Annotated in this window: 28 protein-coding genes and 1 pseudogene; 16 read left to right on the top strand and 13 right to left on the bottom strand. The window is 46.7% G+C overall.

Features of this window, described 5'->3' with window-relative positions; all coding sequences use genetic code 11:
• Positions 1–9 precede the first annotated feature (9 nt).
• On the bottom strand, positions 10–504 hold the full coding sequence (locus FB479_RS23415; protein WP_106654196.1) for a GNAT family N-acetyltransferase: 495 nt from the start codon (positions 502–504) through the stop codon (positions 10–12).
• Positions 505–928: 424 nt separating this feature from the next.
• On the opposite strand from FB479_RS23415, the gene FB479_RS23410 reads away from it, so the two are divergent.
• Positions 929–1432, top strand: coding sequence for a hypothetical protein (locus tag FB479_RS23410; RefSeq protein ID WP_142066888.1), 504 nt, complete (start codon positions 929–931; stop codon positions 1430–1432).
• 535 nt (positions 1433–1967) lie between these two features.
• Entirely contained in the window at positions 1968–2594 is a 627-nt protein-coding gene (locus FB479_RS23405) for a hypothetical protein (protein ID WP_142066887.1), read from the top strand.
• Positions 2595–2668: 74 nt separating this feature from the next.
• On the opposite strand, the gene FB479_RS23400 is transcribed toward FB479_RS23405, so the two are convergent.
• Positions 2669–3550: a YitT family protein gene (locus FB479_RS23400; RefSeq protein ID WP_106654200.1), complete on the bottom strand. Its 882-nt coding sequence runs from the start codon at positions 3548–3550 to the stop codon at positions 2669–2671.
• Positions 3551–3793: 243 nt separating this feature from the next.
• Between FB479_RS23400 and FB479_RS23395 the strand changes: the two genes are divergently transcribed.
• The gene (locus FB479_RS23395; protein WP_142066886.1) at positions 3794–4279 is read left to right on the top strand and encodes an SRPBCC family protein; all 486 of its coding nucleotides are present in this window, start codon (positions 3794–3796) and stop codon (positions 4277–4279) included.
• Between the two features lie 125 nt (positions 4280–4404).
• Complete coding sequence (locus FB479_RS23390) at positions 4405–4731, top strand: YnfA family protein (RefSeq protein WP_106654202.1); 327 nt, start codon at positions 4405–4407, stop codon at positions 4729–4731.
• 154 nt (positions 4732–4885) lie between these two features.
• Here FB479_RS23390 and eutH read toward each other — a convergent pair whose 3' ends face one another.
• The 3 genes from eutH to FB479_RS23370 all read right to left on the bottom strand — a co-directional run bounded on the left by eutH (position 4886) and on the right by FB479_RS23370 (position 7567).
• Positions 4886–6157, bottom strand: coding sequence for an ethanolamine utilization protein EutH (gene eutH / locus FB479_RS23380; protein WP_106654203.1), 1272 nt, complete (start codon positions 6155–6157; stop codon positions 4886–4888).
• A 375-nt stretch (positions 6158–6532) separates the two neighbouring features.
• Complete coding sequence (locus FB479_RS23375; RefSeq protein WP_047073600.1) at positions 6533–6733, bottom strand: cold-shock protein; 201 nt, start codon at positions 6731–6733, stop codon at positions 6533–6535.
• Between the two features lie 234 nt (positions 6734–6967).
• A complete protein-coding gene (locus FB479_RS23370; protein ID WP_142066885.1) occupies positions 6968–7567 on the bottom strand; it encodes a nitroreductase family protein in 600 nt (199 codons plus the stop codon).
• Positions 7568–7772: 205 nt separating this feature from the next.
• On the opposite strand from FB479_RS23370, the gene FB479_RS23365 reads away from it, so the two are divergent.
• Positions 7773–8135: a VOC family protein gene (locus tag FB479_RS23365; protein WP_088910840.1), complete on the top strand. Its 363-nt coding sequence runs from the start codon at positions 7773–7775 to the stop codon at positions 8133–8135.
• 53 nt (positions 8136–8188) lie between these two features.
• Here FB479_RS23365 and FB479_RS23360 read toward each other — a convergent pair whose 3' ends face one another.
• Entirely contained in the window at positions 8189–8974 is a 786-nt protein-coding gene (locus tag FB479_RS23360; RefSeq protein ID WP_142066884.1) for a class I SAM-dependent methyltransferase, read from the bottom strand.
• Between the two features lie 149 nt (positions 8975–9123).
• Between FB479_RS23360 and FB479_RS23355 the strand changes: the two genes are divergently transcribed.
• Together FB479_RS23355 and FB479_RS23350 are read left to right on the top strand one after the other, a co-directional pair.
• Positions 9124–9786, top strand: a complete 663-nt coding sequence (locus tag FB479_RS23355) for a futalosine hydrolase (RefSeq protein WP_142066883.1) — start codon at positions 9124–9126, stop codon at positions 9784–9786.
• On the top strand, positions 9783–10628 hold the full coding sequence (locus FB479_RS23350; RefSeq protein WP_142066882.1) for a 1,4-dihydroxy-6-naphtoate synthase: 846 nt from the start codon (positions 9783–9785) through the stop codon (positions 10626–10628). The genes FB479_RS23355 and FB479_RS23350 overlap by 4 nt, the downstream gene beginning before the upstream one ends.
• Before the next feature lie 61 nt (positions 10629–10689).
• Here FB479_RS23350 and FB479_RS23345 read toward each other — a convergent pair whose 3' ends face one another.
• The 3 genes from FB479_RS23345 to FB479_RS23335 all read right to left on the bottom strand — a co-directional run bounded on the left by FB479_RS23345 (position 10690) and on the right by FB479_RS23335 (position 12122).
• Positions 10690–11226: a superoxide dismutase family protein gene (locus FB479_RS23345; RefSeq protein WP_142066881.1), complete on the bottom strand. Its 537-nt coding sequence runs from the start codon at positions 11224–11226 to the stop codon at positions 10690–10692.
• Between the two features lie 63 nt (positions 11227–11289).
• The gene (locus FB479_RS23340) at positions 11290–11877 is read right to left on the bottom strand and encodes a GNAT family N-acetyltransferase (RefSeq protein ID WP_185746405.1); all 588 of its coding nucleotides are present in this window, start codon (positions 11875–11877) and stop codon (positions 11290–11292) included.
• A complete protein-coding gene (locus tag FB479_RS23335; protein WP_142066879.1) occupies positions 11874–12122 on the bottom strand; it encodes a GNAT family protein in 249 nt (82 codons plus the stop codon). Before FB479_RS23335 ends, FB479_RS23340 begins: the two co-directional genes overlap by 4 nt.
• A 159-nt stretch (positions 12123–12281) precedes the next feature.
• Between FB479_RS23335 and FB479_RS23330 the strand changes: the two genes are divergently transcribed.
• The 8 genes from FB479_RS23330 to FB479_RS23295 all read left to right on the top strand — a co-directional run bounded on the left by FB479_RS23330 (position 12282) and on the right by FB479_RS23295 (position 20971).
• The gene (locus tag FB479_RS23330; RefSeq protein ID WP_142066878.1) at positions 12282–12959 is read left to right on the top strand and encodes a response regulator transcription factor; all 678 of its coding nucleotides are present in this window, start codon (positions 12282–12284) and stop codon (positions 12957–12959) included.
• On the top strand, positions 12956–14359 hold the full coding sequence (locus FB479_RS23325) for a sensor histidine kinase (RefSeq protein WP_142066877.1): 1404 nt from the start codon (positions 12956–12958) through the stop codon (positions 14357–14359). The genes FB479_RS23330 and FB479_RS23325 overlap by 4 nt, the downstream gene beginning before the upstream one ends.
• Positions 14360–14504: 145 nt before the next feature.
• Entirely contained in the window at positions 14505–15593 is a 1089-nt protein-coding gene (locus FB479_RS23320; protein ID WP_142066876.1) for a Fe(3+) ABC transporter substrate-binding protein, read from the top strand.
• Positions 15594–15595: 2 nt separating this feature from the next.
• Positions 15596–17251 (top strand): ABC transporter permease, encoded by a 1656-nt coding sequence (locus FB479_RS23315; protein WP_185746404.1) that lies wholly within the window; start codon positions 15596–15598, stop codon positions 17249–17251.
• A complete protein-coding gene (locus FB479_RS23310) occupies positions 17248–17889 on the top strand; it encodes an ABC transporter ATP-binding protein (protein WP_142066874.1) in 642 nt (213 codons plus the stop codon). The genes FB479_RS23315 and FB479_RS23310 overlap by 4 nt, the downstream gene beginning before the upstream one ends.
• A gap of 136 nt (positions 17890–18025) precedes the next feature.
• A complete protein-coding gene (locus tag FB479_RS23305) occupies positions 18026–18751 on the top strand; it encodes a DsbA family oxidoreductase (RefSeq protein WP_142066873.1) in 726 nt (241 codons plus the stop codon).
• A gap of 134 nt (positions 18752–18885) precedes the next feature.
• On the top strand, positions 18886–19425 hold the full coding sequence (locus FB479_RS23300; RefSeq protein ID WP_106654215.1) for an RNA polymerase sigma factor: 540 nt from the start codon (positions 18886–18888) through the stop codon (positions 19423–19425).
• Positions 19409–20971, top strand: coding sequence for a YcdB/YcdC domain-containing protein (locus tag FB479_RS23295; protein WP_142066872.1), 1563 nt, complete (start codon positions 19409–19411; stop codon positions 20969–20971). Before FB479_RS23300 ends, FB479_RS23295 begins: the two co-directional genes overlap by 17 nt.
• A 178-nt stretch (positions 20972–21149) precedes the next feature.
• Here FB479_RS23295 and FB479_RS23290 read toward each other — a convergent pair whose 3' ends face one another.
• The 4 genes from FB479_RS23290 to FB479_RS23275 all read right to left on the bottom strand — a co-directional run bounded on the left by FB479_RS23290 (position 21150) and on the right by FB479_RS23275 (position 24186).
• Positions 21150–21722, bottom strand: coding sequence for a GNAT family N-acetyltransferase (locus FB479_RS23290; protein ID WP_142066871.1), 573 nt, complete (start codon positions 21720–21722; stop codon positions 21150–21152).
• 69 nt (positions 21723–21791) lie between these two features.
• The gene (locus FB479_RS23285) at positions 21792–22760 is read right to left on the bottom strand and encodes a phosphotransferase family protein (RefSeq protein ID WP_142066870.1); all 969 of its coding nucleotides are present in this window, start codon (positions 22758–22760) and stop codon (positions 21792–21794) included.
• A 32-nt stretch (positions 22761–22792) separates the two neighbouring features.
• Positions 22793–23584: an aminoglycoside adenylyltransferase domain-containing protein gene (locus tag FB479_RS23280; RefSeq protein WP_142066869.1), complete on the bottom strand. Its 792-nt coding sequence runs from the start codon at positions 23582–23584 to the stop codon at positions 22793–22795.
• A 158-nt stretch (positions 23585–23742) separates the two neighbouring features.
• The gene (locus FB479_RS23275) at positions 23743–24186 is read right to left on the bottom strand and encodes an Lrp/AsnC family transcriptional regulator (protein WP_142066868.1); all 444 of its coding nucleotides are present in this window, start codon (positions 24184–24186) and stop codon (positions 23743–23745) included.
• Between the two features lie 173 nt (positions 24187–24359).
• Here FB479_RS23275 and FB479_RS23270 point away from each other — a divergent pair.
• Positions 24360–25397, top strand: a pseudogene (locus FB479_RS23270) (alkene reductase); the annotation flags it as partial.
• Positions 25398–25556: the final 159 nt, after the last annotated feature.

The raw sequence follows: 25556 nt of genomic DNA, 5'->3' as shown, positions 1-25556 counted from the left end.
TTTTTTCTGCTATGGTCTCGACATGAACGTTTGTATGACTTTGCCATCCTCTTGACGCTCTTGATAGTGATTGGCTGTGTAGTCGCGGATGCTGGCACGCCAAAAGCCGATGGCAGGAACGTTGTTTTCCAATTGAAAGACTTCCCAGGCACCCGGGAACATTTTGAAGATTTGATGGGAGACCGCTTTTCCGATCCCCAGTCGACGGTGGCGCTTCATGATAAAAAATTCAGCAATGGAGTGAAGTGTTGGAAAATCTGAATCAGTGCCTGTGAGCATGCGGACGAGGACAAACCCGGCCAGCTTACCATTTACCTTGATGAAAAAGGGATGGCGTTCTGGCTCGATCCAATACTTGTCAAAGTAGTCATAGCCAAACAAGCCGTCATCATCTACTTCGAAAGGCTCAAACTCAGTGAAGTCGTACGTATACAGCTCCAACAGTTGCTTGAGAGCGTGTTTCTGTTCAAAAGGAACCCGTTCTATCGAGAATGCTTGATTCACTGAGAAAACCTCCTTTTTCCATGAGAGATACGAGTATCGTACTCTATTTTTTAGGTTGTGGAAACCTATGGTAGACACTTCTTTACAGAAGCTCACACAATCGTCCATTTCGCCCGAGACGGTTGACTAAACGGATGTATATTGATCGCTATTTAAAGTATGGTGAGGCTGCGATACCTGAAGACAATGGAGTGATGATAAAATTATTGAAGCGTCTAAAATTGCGTATACTCAATTAATAAATAGGGGGGAAAGGATGGACTGCATCCTGTGAGCGTTTTTGGAGAAGAGATTAAGATATTTATAAAGAATGGAAACTTGGATTCGGCATATCGTTTACACCAATATAAGCTCTCAGATTTTTTGATTAGGAGGAGTTCGTATATTTACAATTAACTTTAAATTATTTGATAATTTTGATGAATTGAAGGTAATTACAGCTAACGATTTTGATAGAGAGTATAGAGATATTGAGGGCATAATTGAGTTGGATTTCCACGGGCATAAGTATGGCTACTATTTTGAAGACCATCCTTTTGGTGAAGAGCGTTTAGTAAGATGGTTTACTGATTTATTAACTATTGCCCTCAAGCTTCAGAAAACGGATTACTTGGCATATAAAATTCCTGAAAATTCATGTGATTGGCTTGAGTTTAAGGCAACTAATGACGAGCTCAGAGTAAGCTTAGTAGAGAGTTTTGAAGGTGGTAGTATTCTCGAACTGTTTATTGCTGAACCAAGTAAAGAATTTAATAATTCTGCTTGGAGTGAAGTGCTAGTATCAAAACAACAGGTGATTCATGAAGTTTTGAGTAAGGCTAGAAAGTTGAAGTGCTTTATTGAAGTCTTAAATCCTCAAATATTAAATAGTAAAACCATTAAAGAACTAACTAGTTTGATTGATAAACTTTCTTCTCATGTAACTTAATCTAGAACCGCAAAGCCCCAAACCAGTTAATCAACAACTCGTCTGGGGTTTCTTTTTTTGCTTGAATTGTTATTCTTATCTCAATAACAGCCTCGAGAATGTAAAAACTGCGAGATGAACGACTAATCACTCAACAAAAATGTCACAGAATAGGATGGCGATGTAAAGTGAAGCTACTTGATCATTTCTTTTCTAAAGATGACCTGGAGGAAATATCCGTATGAAAAGAACTATGTAAAGGGATTAGTGTAAATGGTAGTCCATTTATATGTTTTGAGGTATTAGAAGATATCTTTCAGGAACGATATAAGCTTAGTCAACTATCAAGAGAAAGATTATTAAGAATTGCAGAGCAGTTACAGGGATATAATGATTTCTGGAAGGATGTTGAATGGTACAATAATCAGAAAATGCACGAGTTATTACCTAAGTTTAAAAAAATAATCATGCAAGAAATAGCTAGTAGATATGAACGGAATTGTTTAGAAGGAAATGATCCCAACGAGCCTAATTAGTGAGTAGAGGGGAATGCCCAATGCAATGGTGGCTTAATATAACTTGGATCATTACTGTATTCGTTAACCTATCAGGTCTTATCTGGTTTGTACTCGGTTCGACTGCAAGCTTTCAACGTGATCTAGACCTGATATCAACAGTACTACTTGTATATCTAGGTATACCAACCATAATTTTATGTGGCTTGTCTTTTTATCTACTGTATAAAAAGTGGAGCCCAACAAAATGGTGGGAAGCCATTGGTGTCTCACTTTTAATGATCGCAATGCTTTTCATGACACCTCAGTTTTATAAAAATGTAGATACGAGTGGGTGGTTAACAGATAAGGTACAGACTGATTCGATACAGCAAACATCAGATCATCGATTTGAATACTGTATTGAACTTATTAATTTATTTCAGAAAAATAGTACAGCTCGTTTATATTTAAAAAATATCAATACCCTCGAGGAAGTAAGAATTCCGTTAGAGCTACCTACAAAAGAAGTGGTAGGAATTACTTGGAGTAGTGTAAATTACTTTATTAAGCTAGAACCAACTGCTGATTCAAACATATACCTCCTAACCACAACTGAGGGCCTTCCTTTGGCAACTGAGAAATATGAAATTAATGTACAAGAGGGAACGGCAGTAAGAATAAAGTAAAAATGCGTCTACACAAAAATACCCTATAGAAAGACTTTTTCAAAGTCCACTCTACAGGGTACACTTTTTCCCTTTTAATGAATCGCTTTCTTCTTAAACTGCCCGCCGCGCACATCGTGAATATTGCCGACGGCCAAGAAGGCATTCTCGTCAACTTCTTCCACGATCAGCTTCAGCTTGGCTTCTTCCAATCGAGTAATGATGCAGAAAATCACTTTCTTGTCGTCTCCAGTATAGCCGCCTTCCCCATTCAAATAGGTAACGCCACGGCCCAGACGAGCAACAATCGCATCTCCCAAATCCTTGTGATTGTCGCTAATGATCCATACCGCTTTAGACTCCTGGAAGCCTTCGATGGTCAGATCGATCATTTTGAAGGCAATGTAGTAGGCGATCAGCGAGTACATCGCGCGATCCCAACCGAATACAAATCCGGCACTGCTCAAAATGAATAAGTTCATGAACATTACGATCTCACCAACGGAGAACGGGGATTTCTTGTTAAGCAGTACAGCAACGATCTCTGTACCGTCCAGAGAGCCTCCATAGCGAAGAACAAGTCCAACGCCAATCCCGAGTAGGATACCCCCAAATACAGCTGCAAGCAGGGGATCATCCGTTAGCCCTGGGACAGGGTGAAGGAGTGTCGTTCCAATTGACATGATCGTAACCCCAAAGAGGGTCGAGAGTGCAAACGTTTTTCCGATTTGCTTGTACCCTATGATCAAGAAGGGCAAGTTAAGCACAAACAGGAAAACGCCAAGAGGGATTCCAGACAGATGCGAGGTAATAATCGAGATACCTACGATTCCACCGTCGATAATATTGTTCGGTACGAGAAAAATCTCGAGTGCTACCGAGAACAGGGAAGCACCAATCAGGATACCGAAGACCCTCTTGAGCAATTTTCCAATGGGTAATTTCTGATGAGTCGATTTTGCAAGTGGTTGTTCCATCGTTCCTCTCCCCATTGTGAAATTTTTTACTTACTTAGTTATTATAGCATTCATTCTTATGCGATTACTGCACAATTACACTTTTTAGCAAAAAATATTCCATTCAGACTTGTTCAGACTCATTGATACGCTTGAAATCTCGTTCGGGCGTGAATGTTGAGGACAGCGAGTGTTCTGTATTGACTGGCTATACAGAAATTGCTATTTTCAAACTGTTAGGAAAATAGTTGGGGGGGAAGTTTCATGGGTTTCTTGAAAGCGGAGATAGAAGTATCATCATCTATAGAGCTGGTTTGGTGGGCATGGACACGAAAGGAACGGCTTGTTCAGTGGTTTGCGCCTGATGCAACGATTGAACCGCTTTTGGGCGGAGCGTACGAATTGTACTTCAATCCAGCCAATCGCGACCAGATGGGGACGAAAGGGTGCATCATTACCCATTTTGAACCGAAGGAGCGCTTGGGCTTTACATGGAAGGGACCGGACGAATTCGCAGATACCATGAATCACGAGGATGCCTTGACTTACGTGCTTGTTACCTTGTCAGAAGCAGAGGGGAAAACGCAAGTAGTGGTCGAGCATTTCGGTTGGAAAGAGGGAGAGGAGTGGGAAAAGGCTCGGGGCTGGCACGAAATGGCTTGGTCTCATGTATTGGGGAGCCTGAAATCTTCACTTGAATCCGGCAAAGGAGATTTGTGCTGCTCTCCACAAGCTGCTCATCAAGGGTAGATTTTGGGGATTTGTCCATCATGGCGAGCCAATGTGATGATTACATATACAGACTATGAGAGGCAATCAGATAATAGACGTGATCTTTGCACTTACTCGTTTTGATCGGAAAAGAGGAACCATGGATGACAGCATCGATACTATTGTTTATTTTGGCGGGATTGGCGGAAATCGGCGGGGGATATTTGGTATGGCTTTGGCTAAAGGAGTCCAAGCCATACTGGTACGGTATCGTCGGGGCGCTGATCCTGGTGTTGTACGGAATCATTCCTACGCTTCAAAGCTTCCCTTCCTTCGGGCGGGTATATGCCGCCTATGGAGGGGTTTTTATCGTTCTTGCTGTTTTTTGGGGATGGCTGGTGGATAAAAAGACACCCGATTTGTATGACTGGGCAGGTGCTATCATCTGCCTGATCGGAGTGAGCGTCATCTTATGGGCGCCGCGCCAATAACTTTGGAGTGGAGGCTGAAATGAAAAGCTTCGAGGAATTGTACTGCGAAAAGGATTCAGCGATCGAAGAAATAAAAAAATGGAAATTTGGGAGATGAGCTAGAAGGTTGTGTAAAGGAAAAAAGAGCGGCCCACGAAGGACCGCTCTTTTGCTTTTAGTGTTTTGTTGCTGCAGCTTCAGCTTGCGCGCTGTGATGATCCAAGTACTCATCTGGACCGATAATTCCCGCAGCACGATCTTGTTTTTCCAGTTCAAGTGCTTTCGGAACGGAGAGCCAGTAAGCAAAAGCAATCCCGATAATACCTGCACCCAATTTACCGATCATGACCGGCAAGATAATGTTTGGTTGGAAGTTAGCCGAGAAGGACAAGTGGTCACCCAGCAAGAAAGCTGCACAAACCCCGAAGGAAATGTTGATAACCTTGTCTTTTGGCGGCATGGAACGAATAAGACGGAACATAGCCAGGATGTTCGCGCTAGTTGCGAGCAAACCTGCACTACCAGAAGGGCTCATGCCCAGTTTATTTCCCAATACTTCGAGTGGCTTCGCTGCATATTTACGCAGCATGTATACCATTGGGAACGCACCTGCGAGCATGATACCGATGTAACCAGCGGTCTCCAACGCACGGTATTGGTCGGTTGGATCGGCGATGATCGGATCGAAGCCCCAAGCTCCGAAAATCTTTGTAAAGATGCCAGTAAAGTGTTGAACGATCGAGAATACGAGTACGAGCTTGATACCAGCGTCCATCGTTTTTCCGAAGATCATAAAGGCACGAATCATCAGGTCTGGCAGGAAGCGCAGACCAGCAGCAATTGCTAATACAAAGAACAAAATCGGTGAGAGGTTGAGAAGTACCTGTCCGAAGCCAATGGCAAAAGCATAAGTCGATTCAGCGTTTGTCGAGATTTCATTGCGAACCTCTGCATTTGTCAAAACAAGAATGGCGCTGGAGATAAAAGCACCAATCGGAACTGTCAAAATACCGGACATTACGCCAAGCGCCATGTATTTATGGTCGCGCTTGTCCAACATAGCAAGTCCCATTGGGATGGAGAACACGATCGTAGCACCGGCCATCAGACCGACGATCATGGCCATAACCCATCCTTCCGTGGTGGTTTTCAGGAGGTTTGCCAACTGATAGCCACCCATGTCAGATGCGAGAATCGCAGTTGCCGCAATCGCAGGATCTGCTCCAATTTTATTGAAGATGGGTGATACCGCTTTTTCTACGAACCAAGAGATGTACGGGAGGGACGCCATAATACCGGCAGCAGGAACGAAGATGTAACCTGTTGAGTGAATCCCTTCCATGAACTCCTTACCGAGGCCCTCATCGCTGTTGCGAATCGCGGCAATGGCACCAATCACTGCACATAACATGATGATGTAAATAATGACGCTTCCAATGTGCTCCATGGATATCCCACCTTTTTGCGGATGTAAACAATAAAAGCACTTAGGATCTCATGAATAAATGAGATATACCCTAAGCGCCTTTGCTTACTTTGTATAAACTTGTTTACAGGTAATGGTAATAACAGCCAACTGGAACCGCTTTCATAGCTCGCTAAAAATAAACGGAAAATACATGTCGCGTTTATTCCTTTGTGTACATTCTGAATATTTTATGCTAGAAAGCGCCGTTGCTTTACTCTGCATTATAAAGTGATTATATGGGGAGGCATGGCTAATGTCAACTGCTCTTTAGGAACAAAGAACGAATTTTGTGAGGAAAAAGGGCTGGAAAAAAAAGCCGCCCTTGTTATTCGCAAGGGCAGCTTTATGTGTAATTTACAGTTTTACTACGTTCTCAGCTTGTGGTCCACGGTTGCCTTCAACCACGTTGAATTCAACGCGTTGGCCTTCTTCGAGGGTTTTGAAACCTTCGCCTTGGATTGCGCTGAAGTGAACGAATACATCGTTTCCGCCTTCAACTGCGATGAAGCCATAACCTTTTTCTGCGTTGAACCATTTAACTGTACCTGTTTGCATGGGTGTTACCTCCAACAAAATAAAATGAATATGTAACTTTTATTTATGAAAAAATAAAATTCACACATTGTAAAAGGTTCAAACATAAATGTAAACCCTTTACAATATGTGAACGCTTTAAATAAGAATCTTTTGTTTAATGTAATACTATCACAGACGGAAGAGGAAAGCAATCGCTCAATATACGAAAGGACGGCCTGAATGCGAAATCTCTGGCCGTCCATTTTTTAAAAATTAGGTAAAGAACTTCACTCTCTCATCCAACGGTTGGAATTGTTTTTCACCTGGTTGAGCGGTTGGTTTGCCAAAAGGCATTTGTGCTCTCAGCTTCCATTCGCTAGGGAGCTTCCATGTTTGTTGGACTTCTTCATCAATAAGTGGATTGTAATGCTGCAAGGAAGCACCGAAGCCCTCGGTTTCCAACGCAGTCCACACAACATACTGAAGCATTCCGGAAGATTGCTCGGACCAAATCGGGAAATTATCTTTGTACGCTTCGAATTGCTGCATGAGATTCTCGACGACGCTCTGGTCTTCAAAGAAAAGAACAGTGCCGTAGCCGCTACCGAAGGCGTTCATTTTTTCTTCCGTGGCCCCGAAATTTTCAGCGGGAACGATTTTACGCAGCGTTTCTTTGGTCATGTTCCACAGCTTATCGTGCTCCGCCCCCAAGAGGACAACAACGCGAGCGCTTTGGGAGTTGAATGCGGATGGCGTGTACTTTACTGCTTCCTGTACGATTTCTTTAATGCGCTCATCAGATACAACATTTTCCTTGCTGATCCCATAGTACGTTCTTCTGTCTTTTACGGCTGCAATAAAATCCTTACCCACTCTGCATTCCTCCTGCAACTTGTTTTTACACTAACATGATGCATTGAAACGGAGAAGCTTATTCAATGTTTTGTTTCTTACATTTCGTAATTAAATATAAATTTTCGCATAACCATTGTCAACATTTGGGTTTGCTGATAGCGATAAGTAAACTTTTTTTCGGTTACAATGGGATGATAAGGTTCGAGTTAGTAAGGAGGATATTATGATTACCAAAATGGCAACGGTAGCTGTTTACGTAGAAGATCAACAACGTGCAAAAGTGTTCTGGACAGAGAAGGTTGGATTTGAAGTCAAGCAAGAGCACCCGATGGGACCAAACAGCAGTTGGCTGGAGGTAGGACCAGCGGGTGCCCAGACTGCTTTGGTACTCTATCCGAAAAGCATGATGAGCAACTGGCAGGAACAAAAAGCCTCGATTGTTTTTGAATGTACAGAAATTGAAAAGACGTACGAAACGATGCGCGCGAACGGTGTTGTTTTTCAAGGAGAACTGAACAAGATGCAGTGGGGGACCTATGCGACTTTTCAGGATGAAGACGGTAACAGCTATTTGCTAAAAGGATAAGTGTAAGGACGACCTCTGGCCAAATACGGCTGGAGGTTTTTTTACATGGCGAATCAAACAATCGCGCGAACGAGGTAATACATATGCGTAGTTGGCAGACCGTCAGAAGTGGCATAGTGGTCGAAAATCGGCATCACACTCTCCATGTGTTGTTCGATGGCGGACGTGAGAATAGAGGGACTTTGCCCGAAGCAACGCATGCGAATGACATCGAGTGGAGTCTGAAAATACTCGGTAGCGATCACCGTCTGAATATCGACTCGCTGGAAAGCAGCTTGTCTGAGTCTCTCCTGCAAATATTTCAGGATCGGAGTGTCAGCTGGACGTGGACCAAATAAATGAGGAAACCATTCGAATAATTCGGCGGACAACTGATCGCCCGGATGTAATCCGATGAAGGAGCCTCCTCTTTTGACGACGCGTGCTATATCTGGATAGGCGGAGGTAGGTCCCTTGCGATTGTAGGCGCAATCGAACGTATCGTCATGGAAGGGGAGGGTATATTTCGTATTGCTGACAACGAAGGAGACGTTTTCGGGTATTTGTGCACGGACCTTTTGCACAAAGTTTTCTGTCACATCCAAGCCGACGATTTCTTTGGCAGAACGGCTCCAGTGCATTGTGAATGCGCCGTGCCCGCAGCCGATGTCGAGAACAGATTGATTCGGAACCATACGACCAATTTCTTCCATAAAGAGTGACTCGCCATTCGGTTCGGTAATGGTAGAGCGCCACGGGTATACGTATTCACCAGTCATTTCGCCCAGCTGTGTGTACCAGGCTAAAGAGTGGGGGGCGATCCATTCGGGATGGGTGTTCGGATTCGGTGGATGAAGCATGATCGGTCACCTCTTATCTAACGAAAATGCACAACAGGTTCCATTGTAATAATTTCCCTGTCTTTTGACAAACTCTTTAAACGGCTTTACACGAACGAAAAGTAGCGATAACGTGGAAGGTGGAAAGCGGTTGAAAGGAGCCAGGGCAAATGATTTTGTCACAACAATATAGAAGCATTCTGGTCGTGACCTCCGTTGACGCAGAACGGGAGGCAGTGATGCGCGGCATTCAAGGGGATGAGCGATTCACAGTCATCGCTGGGGGAGTGGGGCCGGCAGCGGCCGCAGCGAGCACAGCCAGAGCGCTTGCTTGCGCGGACTACGATCTGGTCATTTGTGCAGGAATATGCGGCGGATTCGTGGGACAAGCAGAGATTGGGTCGCTGGTTGTCGCGACAGAGATTATTTGTGCGGATTTGGGGGCAGAAACGCCTGAGGGCTTTTGCAGTGTGGACGAGCTGGGATTTGGATCAGCTCGGGTAAGTGTCGATCAGGCGTTGGTCGAACAGCTGACAAATTCGATGAAAGAGGCAGGCTTGGCCGCCAAAAAAGGCATTGTACTTACACTATCAACCGTGACGGGAACAGCGGAAACAGCCGCGGCTTTGGCACAGCGGATGCCAGACGCGCTAGCTGAAGCGATGGAGGGGTATGGCGTTGCGACTGCTGCCCAGGCTGCTGGACGACCTGTTCTGGAAATTCGCACGGTATCGAATGCAATTGGGCCGCGGGATAAATCCGCTTGGCGGATAAAAGATGCGTTGGAATCTCTGGAAAAGGGAAGCTCTGTACTACGGGAGGTACTATCATGAAAATTGCGTTTTCACCATGTCCGAATGACACTTTTGTTTTTCATGCCTGGGCACATGATTTGATTCCGGGAGCGCCAAAGCTCGATATTATGTACGCAGATATCGATATTACGAATACGCTTGCTGCACAGGGGGAAGGCCCAGAAGTAATGAAAATCTCCTATGCGGCATTGCCATGGGTGATGGACAACTACTCGTTGCTCCCTTGCGGCGGTGCACTGGGCAGAGGATGCGGGCCACTCGTTTTGACCCAAGGAAATTCTGGCGAGAGTGCGAACGATCCAGCACGCCTGTCCAACAAACGTGTAGCCGTTCCGAGTGAGCGCTCCACAGCTTATTTACTGTTCCGGCTCTGGGCTGCACAAAATGTCCCAGGTGGTGTAGGGGAGATCGTCGTCATGCCGTTTCATAAGATTATGCCTGCTGTACGTGACGGCAAGATCGATGCAGGACTCGTGATCCACGAAGCGCGTTTCACGTATCAAAACTACGGGCTGTCTCTCATGACTGATTTGGGCAACTGGTGGGAGTCTGATACCCATTTGCCGATTCCGTTGGGTGCCATCATCGCGAAAAAATCAATGGACATCGAGGCTCTGACCAATTGGACGCGCTCCTCTGTGGAATATGCATGGGCGAATCCGACCGCGTCACAAGAATATGTCATGTCTCATGCCCAAGAGCTGTCCCTGGAGGTAGCGCAAGCGCATATTAATTTGTACGTGAATGAGTTTACGAGAAATTTGGGGAACGACGGTTATGCAGCTGTAGAGGCGTTGCTCGGTCGTGCAGCCGAGGAAGGGCTTGTACCAGCATTTGATTTGTCGACATTACGGCGCTAGATAATGCTATAACAAGAGGGGGCAGCTTACATGGTTGCCCCCTTTCCTATTGGAAAAAGCCCTATCCAGCATAGATCACTCCACATGCCAGTCGTTTTCCGCTATTTCCTGCCGGCTGCGAATAGAAGTCATCGGGACTTTGATGGATGATCAGGGTTCTGCCGACCACATCTGCTGCACTGATTTTGTTTGTGAAAAAAGTCATTCGCGCATACCCATCATTGGAAAACAGCACGGGGAAATCGCCTACGTGGTTGCCATGCGGTTGTTGTGTAGGGTTCCAGTGACTGCCTGCTGCGGTAAAGGGATCTTCCGGATTTCCTACCGTGCAGACGCCATGCTCATGCAAATGAAAACCAAATGGCCCGATTTGCGGCTGATTGCCGGCGGCTGGCTGGAAAGCGGGGAGGCCGCTGACTTCCACGAACACTTCGGTACCGTAGGGGACATCGGTAAACACAACGTAGCCGTGCAGGTTCGGTGCCAGTGGACCACCCTGGATTTCGGCAAAAGATTGTCCTGTTCTTCGTCCATGTTGTGAGGACACGGCTCGCAAGTCATATTCGTATGGGTATTCATATGGCTGATATCCGTACACGTGAAACACCACCTTACTTCATGAACCAGTTTGACATATCTTATGTAAGGGGTGGGCGCATGGTTACTGGGCGGCGTAGGAGAACCAGGAGACTTCATAACGATGAGATAGATGCAGTCCAGCCTTTTCAGCCGTTTTTTGCGAAGCGATATTTGAATCCATACAGTCCCACCACACAGTTACTGCTTCCTGATGAAGCCTATTTTGCAATTGATAAGCCAGTGTACTGGACAAGCCTTTTTGACGATAGGGTTCTAGTGTTTCAACGCCGATAGCATGAGTCGACTGATAGACCGCTGTGGACATACAAATGCTCGCCACTTCATGATCAGTCGTAAGGGCAGCATATCCGTAGCCATTTTCCAAGAAGTCATCGATGGAGTACCAATACTGATGGAGGTAGTCGGTCACAAAATCGAGGTTGGAAGGAATGACGGTATCATGCCCTCGTAAAAAGCTTTCCCCCAGTTCAATTGAATAGTAGGTGGCAGGAATAATAAAAGATGGTTCCTCTCCCTGATCACAAGAAGGCCGATAGACAAATTGAGTACTCGTCTCCCAGCCGCTGCTCTTCATAATAGGTGTGAGAAGTGAATCCCACTCTTTTGATTCCCGCGAGAATTCAAAATAACTAAGGTCCTTTTGCTTCAAAACAGGGGCAATTTGTGTTTGAAAAAAGTAGAGAAAATAGCTGGCTGAATGCTTTTGCTCGGCTCTCCGAGAAATGCGAAGCCGTTTAGACCGGTTGACGAGACAAGTGCACAGGAAGGCTTTTCGGGATCATCTACCCAAATGAATCCAGGATGATTGCCTGCGACCACCCCGGCAAACATCACGTCACTTTTATCATGGAGAAGTTGACCCGCCAGCTGTTTGTTTCCTTGAACGAGATACACTCAACATCCACTTCCTTTTGAAAGTTTCTATAATGCCATAAGTAAGTATTTTCCAAAGGGTTGAGAAGTTCCTTTTCCCACGCGAACATTGACGATGATAATTATTTTCATCTACAATCAGGTGGAATTCCCCGGCATGGGCAAAAGGGTGGGCAAAACGTGAAAAGAGTGCTGCTGATAGAAGATGAGATCAATATGGCCCGATTTATTGAACTGGAGCTGCGCTACGAATCGTTTGCGATTACAGTCGCGCATGATGGACATAAAGGACTCGAGCTTGCTTTAAAGGAAGAATGGGATGTCATATTATTGGACGTCATGCTTCCGGCGCTTGATGGCATTACGGTTTGTCAAAAAATACGCAGCGTGAAAAAAACGCCGATCATTATGCTGACAGCCAGAGACAGTATTATGGACCGCGTCTCAGGCTTGGACAGTGGCGCCGATGATTACATTCCGAAGCCATTTGCGATCGAGGAGCTGTTGGCACGCATGCGTGTTGTGTTTCGCCGACAGGAAGAACAGGAGAATGTCCCCCAAACCTTGCTCGCGCACCGAGAGCTGGTGGTTCAAATGGAGGGACGTGTCGTCACCAAAAATAACCAACCTGTTGAATTGACCAAAAGAGAGTATGATTTGCTCGTGACGTTCATGAAAAACATCAATCGAGTCCTGCCTCGCGAGGTGCTGCTCGATACCGTGTGGGGATTCGAGGCTGCTGTCGAGACCAATGTTGTCGATGTGTACGTCCGGTATTTGCGCAATAAAATCGATTCTCCCAATGAGGACAGCTATATCTCGACTGTACGCGGGATTGGCTATGTGATGCGAAAATGAGAGGACCATCGAGATTCTTAAAGCTCCCGATCAAATGGAAGTTGACAGTCTGGTCGTCACTTCTGCTTTTTCTCGTATTCATTGGCTATAATAGCTTCCAATATTTTTTTGTAGAGAAGTGGATGTTTAATCAGGAACAGCAGGTTGTGCAACAGACCATGCGAGAGTTCCTCAACTACGCGCTGGAAAAAGAGCAATCTTTTGAAGAGGATGACCTCGCAGAGCTGCGCAGCTTTTTGGAGAAAATCAATCAACGAAACCAGATGATTCGCATTCTGGACGGAGAGGGTAATCCGATTGTCGTTGTCTCGGAAAACTTTCAAGATATCACACTGCCACCGCTCCCGCCTGTTCAGTCGATTCGCACCCAGACCCAAGAAGTACGTGATGACCTGTTGATCATGAGTAGCCCCCTCACGATCTTTCAATTTAACGGGACAGTCATGATTCTGAAGAATATGAAAGAGTTTGAGCAGTTGAGTGGTGCTCTCTTTCAGGTCATGGCCATTGGGTGCTTGACCGCTGTGATCATAAGCGGTCTGGGTGGCAGATTGCTCGCGCGGCAGTTGCTAAAGCCATTGCAATCGATGAATGAAACGATGAGCAACGTCCGGCAAAAAGGATTCCATGAACGTGTGCAGTTTCACGATAATCAGGATGAGATTGCGACTTTGATGAAAATGTTCAATAAAATGATGGATCAGGTGGAGCGTTCCTTTTTGCAGCAGAGACAATTCGTCGAAGATGCTTCACATGAGCTGCGGACGCCGATTGCGATTATGGAAGGGCATCTGGGAATGCTACGGCGCTGGGGCAAAAATGATCCAGCTGTTTTGGAGGAATCCTTGCAGACATCGATTCAAGAGCTCGCCAGACTAAAGGGACTGGTGCAGGAGTTGCTCGCTTTGACGAGAGCGGAGCATGTGGAAATAGAAGAGAATGTAGCGCTTCATGATCCGGATCGGACTGTCTGTCACATGGTAAAGAAATTCGCCATGATTCAGCCGACATTTACAATCGAGAAAGAACTAGCGCCTTTGGCCGGAGAAATCCTTGCCATATCGGAAGAACACCTGGAGCAAGTGCTACTGATCCTTTTGGATAATGCGGTCAAGTATTCTGGGGAGAGCAGGAGAATCCATGTGAGGGCTAAGGTGGAAGTAAATGTAGCCTGTTTGGAAATCATAGATGAAGGAATTGGCATACCCGAGGAGGATTTACCGTTTGTCATGGACAGATTGTATCGGGTAGACAAAGCGAGAAACAGCGGGGAGAGCGGGCATGGACTCGGACTGGCGATTGCCAAACGATTACTTGCGCGTTACAACGGCAACATAACAATTCAGAGTGTGGAGCAGAAAGGGACGACTGTGACCGTTTTTGTACCGCTTCGTCAGTGAGTTTCAGCCGCATCTCGCTAAAAATAATTGGAGATGTTTTTTTATTTTCACAGCATTTTCTCATTTTTGTTCGTTACAATAAGCCTTGTCAATTGGCAATGATATTCATTATCAATAATCACTGCGATAGAGAGGGAGAATCAAAATGAGAAAAAAATCGATGCTGGCGGTCATGCTGAGTACCATGCTGACGCTGCCAATACTTGCTGCATGCGGAAACGGCGCGAATACTGCCCAGCCGCAAACAGAAGCACCAAAGGCACAGGAGCCGGCTGCCACAGAGCAAGCCGTGAACGTATTTACTGCGCGCCACTACGATATTGATAGCAAGCTGTTTGCTGAATTTACCAAGCAAACAGGCATCAAGGTAAACGAAGTGAAGGGCACCGCAGAAGAGCTGGTTGAGCGCTTGAAGCGTGAAGGAGAGAGCTCCGAAGCTGATTTGTTCATCACGGTTGACGGTGGTGTTCTGAACTACGCGAAGCAAAATGGCGTTCTGCAACCGATTCAATCTGCTGAAGTAGAGAAAAACGTACCGAAAGAATTGCGTGATCCTGACAACCAATGGATCGGTATGGCTACCCGTGCGCGTGTAATCGTGTATGAGAAGGATCGTGTGAAGCCAGAGCAGCTGTCTACGTATGAAGATTTGGCTACAGATAAATGGAAAGGCAAAGTATTGGTACGCTCTTCTTCCAACTTGTACAACCAGTCACTCGTTGCTTCCTTTATTGAGCTGAATGGCGAGCAGGCTGCATTGGATTGGGCAAAGGGTCTGGTGAACAATTTCGCGCGCAAGCCTGAAGGTGGAGACCGTGATCAGGCAAAAGCTGTCGTTGCCAAAGTCGGTGACGTTGCGATCATGAACACCTACTATGTAGGACAAATGCTGAACTCCAAAGATGCAGAGGAAGTAAAAGTTGCGCAAAACATCGGTGTCTTCTTCCCGAACCAAGAAACGACGGGCACACACTTGAACATCAGTGGTATTGGTTTGACCAAGCACGCGAAAAACAAGGACAATGCTGTGAAATTGATTGAGTTCGTCACAGGTAAAGAGGCTCAAACGATGCTGACAAACGGAAGCTACGAGTTCCCTGTCAATGCAGAGGCTGACAAGCCTGCTCTTTTGAAAGAGTGGGGAGAATTCAAAACGCAAAAGCTCGACTTTGCTAAGCTCGGCGAGTATAACAAAAAAGCGGTAGAACTGCTGAATCAAGCAGGTTGGAAATAAGCATGACGGGAGCACTTTTGCGTAGAAGCCTGAGACGAAAACTGAACGGGTGGGTAACGCTGAGCGTGATAGGGGCCTTTTTGGCCCTTCTCCCGTCTCTTTATATTTTTTTCGGACTCTTTCAAAAACAGAATGAAAACTGGCAGCATATCCAAGAGTACATGCTGCTGGATTACGCGCTGCAATCGTTATGGCTCGTGCTCGGTACCGGAGCCTGTACGATCATCGTAGGTGTGACCTTGGCCTGGCTGGTCGCTGCCTACGATTTTCCATTGCGTCGCTTTTTTTCATTTGCTTTCGTGCTGCCGTTGGCAATTCCTCCGTATATCGCAGCATACACGTACGGCTCCATGCTCAGCTACACGGGAAGCATTCAAACAATTTTGCGTGATGCATTCGGGATGACGCTCGATCAACGCTACTTTGACATTATGTCGATGAAGGGCGCTATTTTTATTTTTACTCTGTGTTTATTCCCCTACGTCTATTTGATTACGAAAACCTTTCTTGAAAAACAGAGTGCTGTGTTCATTGAAAATGCCAGATTGCTCGGAAAAAACCAAACGCATATCTTTTATCGTATCGTTCTGCCTATGTCGCAGGCAGCCATCGTCGGTGGCGCTAGTCTTGTGGCATTTGAAGTGCTCAATGATTTTGGGGTGACGAAGCATTTTGGAATTCAGTCTTTTACAGCGGCGATTTTCAAGACGTGGTTTGGGATGTACGACGTAGAATCGGCGATCCGTTTGTCTGCCTGGCTCATGACGTTGATTATCGGAATCTTTATCATCGAACGTCTCGTTCGTAAACGGAAAAAATATAGCTCCCCTACGAACAGGAGCACTCCGCTCACACGTAGGAATTTGCGCGGAATCCCGAGGTATACTGCCGTAATCTTCGGATTAATTATGGTTTCGTTTTCGTTTGTGATTCCTGTTGTACAGTTGATTGTCTGGACGACGTGGACGTATGGAGAAGTGTTGAACGAGACCTTCTGGAAGCTCTTGAGCAATACGTTGTTCATCTCCTGTATCTCGATCACCATCTTGATGCTGCTCGCCGTAACTGTAGCGAATGTCATCCGATTCTCCCGAGGTTCGATATTCGCTGTGGCACTGACGCGCTTGATTTCCATGGGCTATTCCATTCCGGGCGCAGTCTTGTCCATCGGTGTGATGGCGGTGGTGATGTCCGTCGATAAAGAACTGAGTTCCTTCTATAGCTGGCTGGGCTTAGGCGCCAACAAGCTGGTACTCAGCATGTCCTTGTTCATGCTGACGTTTGCCTACATCATCCGCTTTCTTGCAGTCGGATTCAATGCAGTCGAAGCGGGGTTTGAGAAGACGGGAAACCGCTATTCAGAAGCAGCACGTATGCTCGGGATGAGCATGACACGAACCTTTTTCAAAGTGGATTTGCCATTAATCAAAGGGGCTGTGCTCACTGGTTTTATCTTGGTGTTCATGGAAATCGTGAAGGAATTGCCGCTTACCTTGCTTCTTCGTCCCTATAACTTCGAGACGCTGGCAACAAAGGCGTATCAATATGCGAGCGATGAACAGATTCATCAGGCCGCGATTCCTTCGCTTTGTATCATTGCAGTGGGGATCGTCTCCGTTATTTTCTATCACTGGTTAGGAGAGAGGCAGGCAAAATGACTTTTTTTGAAGTGAAAAACCTGACGTTTGGTTATACAAGCGGGAATGGCAGCGTTATCCGGGATTTTTCTTTACAGATGGAGCAAGGGGAAGTTGTCGGGCTGCTCGGGAATAGCGGTTGTGGAAAAAGTACATTGCTTCGCTTGATAGCCGGACTGGAGTCCCCGAAGAGCGGCCGCATCCATATCGATGGAAAAGTGTTGGTCGATCAGGGGCAGTTTGTGGAGCCTGAGCAGCGTGGGATCGGCATGATTTTTCAGGATTATGCACTGTTTCCGCATTTGACTGTCGAGCAAAACATATTGTTCGGTCTGCATCGATTGTCCAAAGCAGAGCGTCTGGTTCGTTTGAAAGAGATGTTGGCGCTCGTACAACTCGAAGGCTACGGCATGCGATATCCACATGAGCTGAGCGGGGGACAGCAGCAGCGTGTAGCATTTGCGCGTGCACTGGCGCCTAGACCGGCTATCTTGCTGATGGATGAGCCGTTCAGTAATCTGGATGCCGAGCTGAAAACGAAAATACGAGATGACTTGAAGCGAATGCTGCGGGCTGCCAAGATGACTTCGATCCTGGTCACGCATGACAAAGCAGATGCGGAAACGATATGCGATCGCATCATTCGCATGACTCGCTAAGGGCAAAAGTGCAGCTTTCAGCCTCCAAAGTGCATAGTCGTACCGTACGTTGTTGTATAATGTGCATACGACGAATTTTGCCGTGTACGGTTTGCTGTCTTTCGGTCAGCACCGTTCAAATAGAGGAGGATGGAATATGAAAATTGAAATCTGGTCTGATTTTGCCTGCCCGTTTTGCTATATCGGAAAGCGCCGTCTGGAAGGAGCGCTGTCTCAATTTCCGCATAAGGATCAAGTAGAGGTCGTATATCGCAGCTTCCAGCTCGACCCGCAGATGGACCGCGATACGGATATGGACATGCATGAAGTACTGGCAGCCAAGTACAGCATTCCACTTACGCAGGCGAAGGGGATGAATGACCAAGTAACCCAAATGGCAAAAGGCGTCGGTCTCGATTATCATTTTGACACGATGATCCCGACCAATACATTCGATGCGCATCGCTTGACGCACTTTGCCCATGCTCATGGAAAAATGAAGGAAATGAAGGAGCGACTGCTGAAGGCGTACTTTACGGAATCTCTCCATCTTGGTGACCACGAGGTGCTGGCACAGCTTGCTTCTGAGGTAGGCTTGGACAAGGAAGCGACGCTCGCCATGCTGGCAGGAGACGAATACAGAGAGCAAGTACAAGAGGACAAACAAAGAGGCAACGATTTGGGTGTCACGGGTGTACCGTTCTTTGTTATTAATAACAAATATGCAGTCTCTGGCGCACAGCCAGGTGAAGTCTTTTTGGGCGCATTGAACCAGGTATGGGAAGAAGAAAGCGCAGCTCCTGCTCTGAAATTCGTGCAGAACGACGAGAAAAAAGACGAGCAATCCGGCGACAATTGCACAGATGGCTCCTGCAAAATATAAGGTTTAGCTAGGCTACAACCGATTCCTAATAAGGAGTCGGTTTTTTTGTGGGAAAAATTTCATTTATCCTGAAACAAAAATCGACCTCATTCGAATAATGGTCAAAGTGAAAAACAGCAGAAGGGGGGAGCCTGTTGTCTGGGGATTTGGCAGAACGAATAGGGGTTATTTACGAGACCCACTATGATGATATCTACTATTTCTTGCTCTACTTTACGGGCAGACAAGAAGATGCAGAAGACATGGTGCAGGAAGTATTTTCACGACTATTAAAAATACTGCCGAGGTATGACGGTCGGGTCGCAATGAAGACATGGCTTTTTTCCATCGCCAAGCATGTCGCGATTGATCATTACCGCAAGCAAAAGTGGCAGCGTTTGTTCTCAGACAACTGGTTGGCCCTCATGAAGTCTACGGAGGGCCTTCCAGAAGAGGAACTGGAGACCAAAGAAGAGATGCACAGTATTCAACGGGCTTTGCAAAAGCTGAAGCCCGATCAGCGTATCATTGTGATTTTGCGATACATAAAGGAGTACAGCGTCAAGGAAACAGCCGAGATTTTGGCGATTCCAGAGACAAAAGTGAGAGTGGACTGTCACAGGGGACTAAAGGCGTTGCAGAAAATACTCGGCAACGCTTGCGAGGAGAGGATTGCCAATGAGTTTGCCAGATGAAAACCACGTAATCGAATTACTGAAGCAAGTCAGGCAGGAGAGCATCCCACCTCGTCAAGTGTGGAAGCAGATGGGGAAGGAAAGGCTCATTCGTGAGGCGTACCGCATGCAGCAAGCAGCAAAGGTCAAGCGAGTTGTCGCCGGAGCAGGTTCCCTTGCAGCAGCAGTATTCATGGGAGTTTGGCTAAGCTATGATTCACCGCTGAAGCCATCTGTTGCTACGCAAACAACCATCTCACCTCCTGCCTTCATAACAGCTACACCACCGCATTCTAACCCTTCTCCGCCAGTTGAAAGCAAGGCTAAGCCACAGCAGGAGCAGGAAGCTGCCCCAAAAGTAGTCAACAAAATTGTTCAAAACCAAATGGTTACACGTGATGCTCCACAGCCGCAGTCCGTAGCTCAGGAGCCTGCAACGGACTCAACAGATAGGAGCCAACCCACACCAACACGTGAGAAATCACTATTGGAAGTACAGGCAGAGGCCTATTTGAAAAAGAAGCTGGGAGCACAGAGCAAGCAATTTGAAGTGGATCATGCTCACTCGAATTTGGCACAAGGAGAAGTGGCTTTTCGCAAAATCATCAACGGCATTCCTCTTCAGCAGAATAGCGCGATGGTCCGTATTTCCCCGAAAACGGGGGAAATGACCTTGCTTCTTTACCCTGATCTCGAAGATAGTGGCGTAGCGTCACAGCCTGCCAATCGTGACGGGACGATCGATAAAGTGAAGGCGGCCCAACAACTGGGGAGTACGCTTCGCCTCGTTTATGCAGGAAAGAAACAACCAGAGCTTCAATACGTAGTAGCATCGGATGTTTATGTGGACGCGAAAACAGGCAAGCTGATCGGCAAAGCGAGGGCAGAGAAAAAGTCCGTTGCTGTTTCGGGACAAGGAAAGCCACTCGTGCTGAAAACATCTGATGAGGTGGCAGAGCTGCTTGAGCGCAAGTTGGACATAAAGGTGGAAAAAAAAGCATTCATCGGTGTAAATCCGAACGGTATTTCATACTCGTGGAACGATGGGCAGGGCAACAGCTTTTCTGTTGAGACGACGAATGACGGAGCATTCCTCGGGTTTTCACAGATGACTGCAGATGGACGTAAGAACCAACGAGAAACGACATACGAACAGGCACAAACACTCGCGATAGCCCACTTGGAGAAATTCCTCCCCACAGATGTTCGTGAGTTGTCATTGGAAGCGTCGCAAGAGTCATCAAGCACCCTTCAGTTTTCCTTTGCACCGAAGGTCAACGGGATTCCTGTCATGGATCATCCTTATAAAGTGTCGGTCGAGCTGGCTAGCGGGCTTGTTACCGAGCTTACGGGCAGTTTTTCGGATTTATCATGGGTACAGACTGATCAGACAACAAAAACGCTCTCCAAGGAAGAGGCACTTGATCGATTTGTGCAACACGCTCCACTGGAACTCGTGTACTTGCCAGCGGAAAAAGGGTCGGAGCCTGTACTTGCTTACCAAATCCGCCGGGATTCAGAACAGCCATGGGCAATAGAAGCCACGACAGGCAAGGTCATCAACTAAAAAGCCCGCAACGAACCTCCATGAAAAGACGCTTCATGGAGGTTTTGTTTCTTTACTGGCCGCAAGCTTACTGGCATTGGGACCGAACAGCCATGTTACGAAGTCCAGTTGTCGCGATATTTTGGATATAATCGGACATATATGCCAAAAGGCTTCGCACCAAGTCGATGCGAAGCCTTTAGCGGGAAAACATGGGATAACTCGCGTACACATGTTGTTTGAAGCTTTCATAGTCCGAGGCATGTATATGAGAGTGGTGGTCGCTTATACATACATGCTTCATGCCAAGGCGCTGAGCGAACCGATTGCCTGCTTCCGTGATATTATCCATGATGATCGATTGGATGCGGCACCCACTCTGCTCGACATGAGCCAGTACGTCGAGATAATGATGCAGCATCATGCGCAAGGCAGGGCTTTTCCGATAAGATTGATCGACAACGACACAGGACAGAAAATAATAGACTTGCTCGGGTGCAGTAGTTAAATCTTCGATATCCGCAGTCGTCATCAGGCTGTCTTTAAAAGTCCCTTGCGCAATTTGCAGGTAGATATGCGGCTTGACGGGAAGCAGGTTCATAAAAGCAATGATGCGCCCATTCTCTTCGATCGCAACGACGGAATCGGGACGAAACAAATACCAATTGTAGCTCTCTTGGTACGGTGTAATAAATTCAGCATCATAGTATTGAAGCTCGAGTTGTTCCATTTGTCTAAAATGCTCAAGGTGCAAATGCTCCATGATCTTCATAACCAAATCTCCTTCTTTACGCAAAGCGGCTTTGCCGTAGAGCTTCGGCTCGCTGGATGCTTTCTTTGGTTAAATAGCGAATAGCTCGTTTGCGAGATCCTCGAGTGTGCGGATATCTTGCAAAGGCAAACGATCAGGAAGCATGTAGAAAACGTCCATGGAATAGTGCTGCGTAAGCCCATGTGCTTGACGATAGAGGGCTTGCGCCATCGCTTTGTGGGCAAAATCGGTGGTCATCGGCCAATTGCTTGCCTCGAGAAATGCTTTCAGCAAGGTCTTGTCACAATCGAACAAATCCAGGTGCAGCTTGGCGAACTCATAGTGCCGATCTGTCGCTATCATATCGCCCCAATCGATTATTCCGCTGAGACGGCCATTCTCCACAAATACATGACGGAACATCAAGTCACCGTGGACGACGACAGGATCAAACGGTCCGAGCCTCGCAAGATAATCGTCGATTTGGGAAACCAAATGCGGCGGCAACGAGCTTTTTTTTGCAGCCGCAATCACATCCATGTCCGCCCAGTCTGCGTGTGTAGCGATCCCGGTTGGAGGTAGCGCATGGACTCTCGCCATTTGTTTTCCCAAGTCCGCAGCGACAGAGAGCTGTTGTTCGTAAGTTAGCTTGGCATTTTGCCAGGAAACGCCAGACATGCGTGTGGTAATCAAGTGTGGCCATGGATGGTTGGCGTCATCGGACAGGTACCCTTCGGCAAGCAGTCTGGGTGCGGCAATTTCCAGGTCGTTGGCGAGCAAGGTCTGTGCAGCGCGTTCAACAGAATGGCTCTTGCGCCATGGTTGCAAGTATCCGAACAGTTTGACTACGACATCGCCGTATAGAAAGGATGGATACGTCCCGCCGATCCCAGCCACCAGCTCTCGATCTGCTTCGAACAGGCCATGACGTTTCAGGATGTCAGCAATGTAGGGCATCCAGAAGCTGGTGTCGTTACTGTACAGTACGTATTCTTGCAAAGTTGTAAAAGTGGGAGGATGAACGGGTTTGTTCCTTGCTGAAAATGCTGAAACATCCATAAAAATCCCTCCTTGTATAGACGATTCTGTTGTTATTCCGTCTGATTAGGCCACAGCTCGCAGATATAGCGTATAAATCTCTGAGTTTCCTTTGCCCGCTTGATTCTGTTCGAAAACAAAGATGGTTCGTTTGGTTGGTAGCGTATTCGCAAGGATTCCTTCAGTAAAAGATGCCATTCACTGGGGAGTTCTTGCAGGGCTTGTTCTACGGCTTTTCTCTTCGGAATAATGTCCTCATGGATGAGCGCGTAATAGATTCGGCATAAGGTGAAAACGGCGAAATCTACCCATCCATCGAGCAAGAATTTCAGCATGCTTTTTCCTTTTCGCGACCAATAATCATGTACATTGTATTTCATCGTTTCCCCGACATCCAACCACTGGGTAGGGATGTGTAATGCTTCAACACTTTTCCCCATAACGGTAATGCCCTGTTGCTTGAGGATCCACCACGTCACATGATTGATATCATAGTGGCCGGATGATTTGAATGTCCCATTGTCAACGTAAGGATAAGGCGCCAAGGATGGATTGGTTTTACCGATGTCATCCAGCTGGATATACATGCCGTCCATTCTTTTGGCTAGTGGGCTGGCGTTCTGGAGAGCATGATGAATGTTCTTGAGGGTTTCTGTATCTTCATTCGTTAACCGTCTATGCAAGAGTGTTACAAAATCAATATCGCTGTTATCTTCCTCGAAGCCAGATAGAGCAATCGAACCATACAAATACACACCGCAGATGACATCAGGCAGTTCCGCCATGAGTCGTTGCGTATAGTCGTGCAATAAAGGTCTAACGCTTTCCGGGATTCTCGTGTCCATAAGGAATCTCCTTTTTGATATCAACATTAATTTGAGGTTCATCCTCTACCCATGCACATTGGCTCTTAGCTTCTGGTAATTTTTATGTACGGCCAATGTCGTTTATATAACAGGCAAAGGTATAATCAGTCATGGCACGCAAAAAGCCGACAGGCTGTTTAGCACTCCTCGATCACAGAAGGAACGATCTTTTTCTGTTCGATTGGTGAGGACATGACGATTAAAGTCGTGGAATCCCCGTGTTCCCCGCTGGCATTGATAAACGCCTCCAAAGACTGCATGGAAGAAGTGACGACCTTCAGCAGGTAATTGTATTGTCCGCTGATTCTGTGCAGCTCCAACACATCTGGATACTCCTTGCAAAACTCGATAAATTTTTCGCAGCGTTTTGTATGAAAAAGCAAATAGGCAGTGACATGTTTATTTGCTTTTTCCGGAGCGAGAATGGCACGATATTGCATGATGACGCCTTTGTCCTCCAATCTGCGAACTCTTTCCGTGGTAGCCGGTTGAGACAGGTTGACCAGTTTCCCTAATTCCGTCATGGAAATGCGGGCATTCTCCTGCAAAATCATGAGTATTTCCTTGTCCACTTGATCCATTCGCATACTCCCCTTTGCTTTTCATGAATTATCTCCATAATACCGTTGTTTTCAAGGGGAAAATAGCATAATTCCTTTCATGTCATCTGTAAAAGCAGCTGGCGATCCTATACGATGTAAGAAAATGACAGGTAAGGATGGGAGAGAGGAAAATGAAAATGGGAAACCAAGTATTGCTGCAACCAATTCGCATGGGAGCTTGGAAGCTGCGCAATCGAATCGCAATGGCCCCAATGACACGCACCTTCGCAGATGACCAGACGGGAGTAGTTGGTCCAGATGTCGTGGAGTACTATCGGAAGCGGGCAGCAGACGGTGTAGGTTTGATTATTACAGAGGGAATCGTCATTAGTCCTCGTGCAAAAGGAACGAAGGGTGTTCCAGGCTTGTTTACCATGGAACAAATAGAAGGATGGAAAAAGGTCACAGACGCAGTTCATCAGGCGGGGGGAGTGATTGTTGCACAAATTTGGCATGTCGGACGGCTGTCACACCATGAAATCGCTGGAGGCTTGCCCCCGCAAGCTCCTTCTGCACTGCGAGCAGAGGGTCATGTCCATCGCTTGGGCAAACCTTACGATATCCCGGAAGAGATGTCGCTCGCCGATATTCAAGAAGTGATTCAGCAGTATGCGCAGGCTGCTCGCCATGCAAGGATGGCAGGCTTTGACGGCGTTGAGATTCATGGTGCACATGGCTATTTGATTGATCAGTTTAATTCGGATACATCCAACCACCGCCAAGACAAATACGGCGGAGATTTGCGCCAACGCTTGACCTTCATGAAAGAGGTGGCGAAAGCAGTTATTTCCGAAGTGGGTGCTGAAAGAACGATTATGCGCTTCTCGGCGTTGAAGGATGATCAGCGTGAGTATATGTGGGAGGACCCAGTCGCGGCTGTTCAAACCTTCGTAGAGGCATTTAAGGAAGCGGGATTAACGATGCTTCATCCTTCCACAATGAATTTTGATCAAGTGATTGCAGAAGGCAAAACACTGCACGAGCTCGTCCGCCAATACTGGGATGGCATCATCATAGGCGTGGGCGATTTAACTCCTGATCGTGCCGAGCAGGCTGTACAGGATGGAATAATGGATGTGGCTGCATTCGGACGGCCATTCCTGGCCAATCCTGACTTGGTTAGTCGCGTTACGCAGGGAGAAGACTTAGTCGCTTTTAATGGACGGGAGCATTTGCAAGTGTTGGTATAAGGAGTGTTAGCAAGAGGGGGCTAATCACCCTCTCTTTTTTGTGAAAGTTGATTCGGAATTCTCTTGCAAGAATTGCGAATATAAGGTAAATGTTGGAGGTATCTCATGCCGATACAATAGAGAGGACCCAGCGTCTAAATGATGAGAAGGTGAGGATTT

Origin of the sequence: Brevibacillus sp. AG162, from assembly GCF_006715575.1 — a bacterium.
GTDB lineage: Bacteria > Bacillota > Bacilli > Brevibacillales > Brevibacillaceae > Brevibacillus > Brevibacillus brevis.
This window is presented reverse-complemented; position numbering and strand designations above follow the sequence as displayed.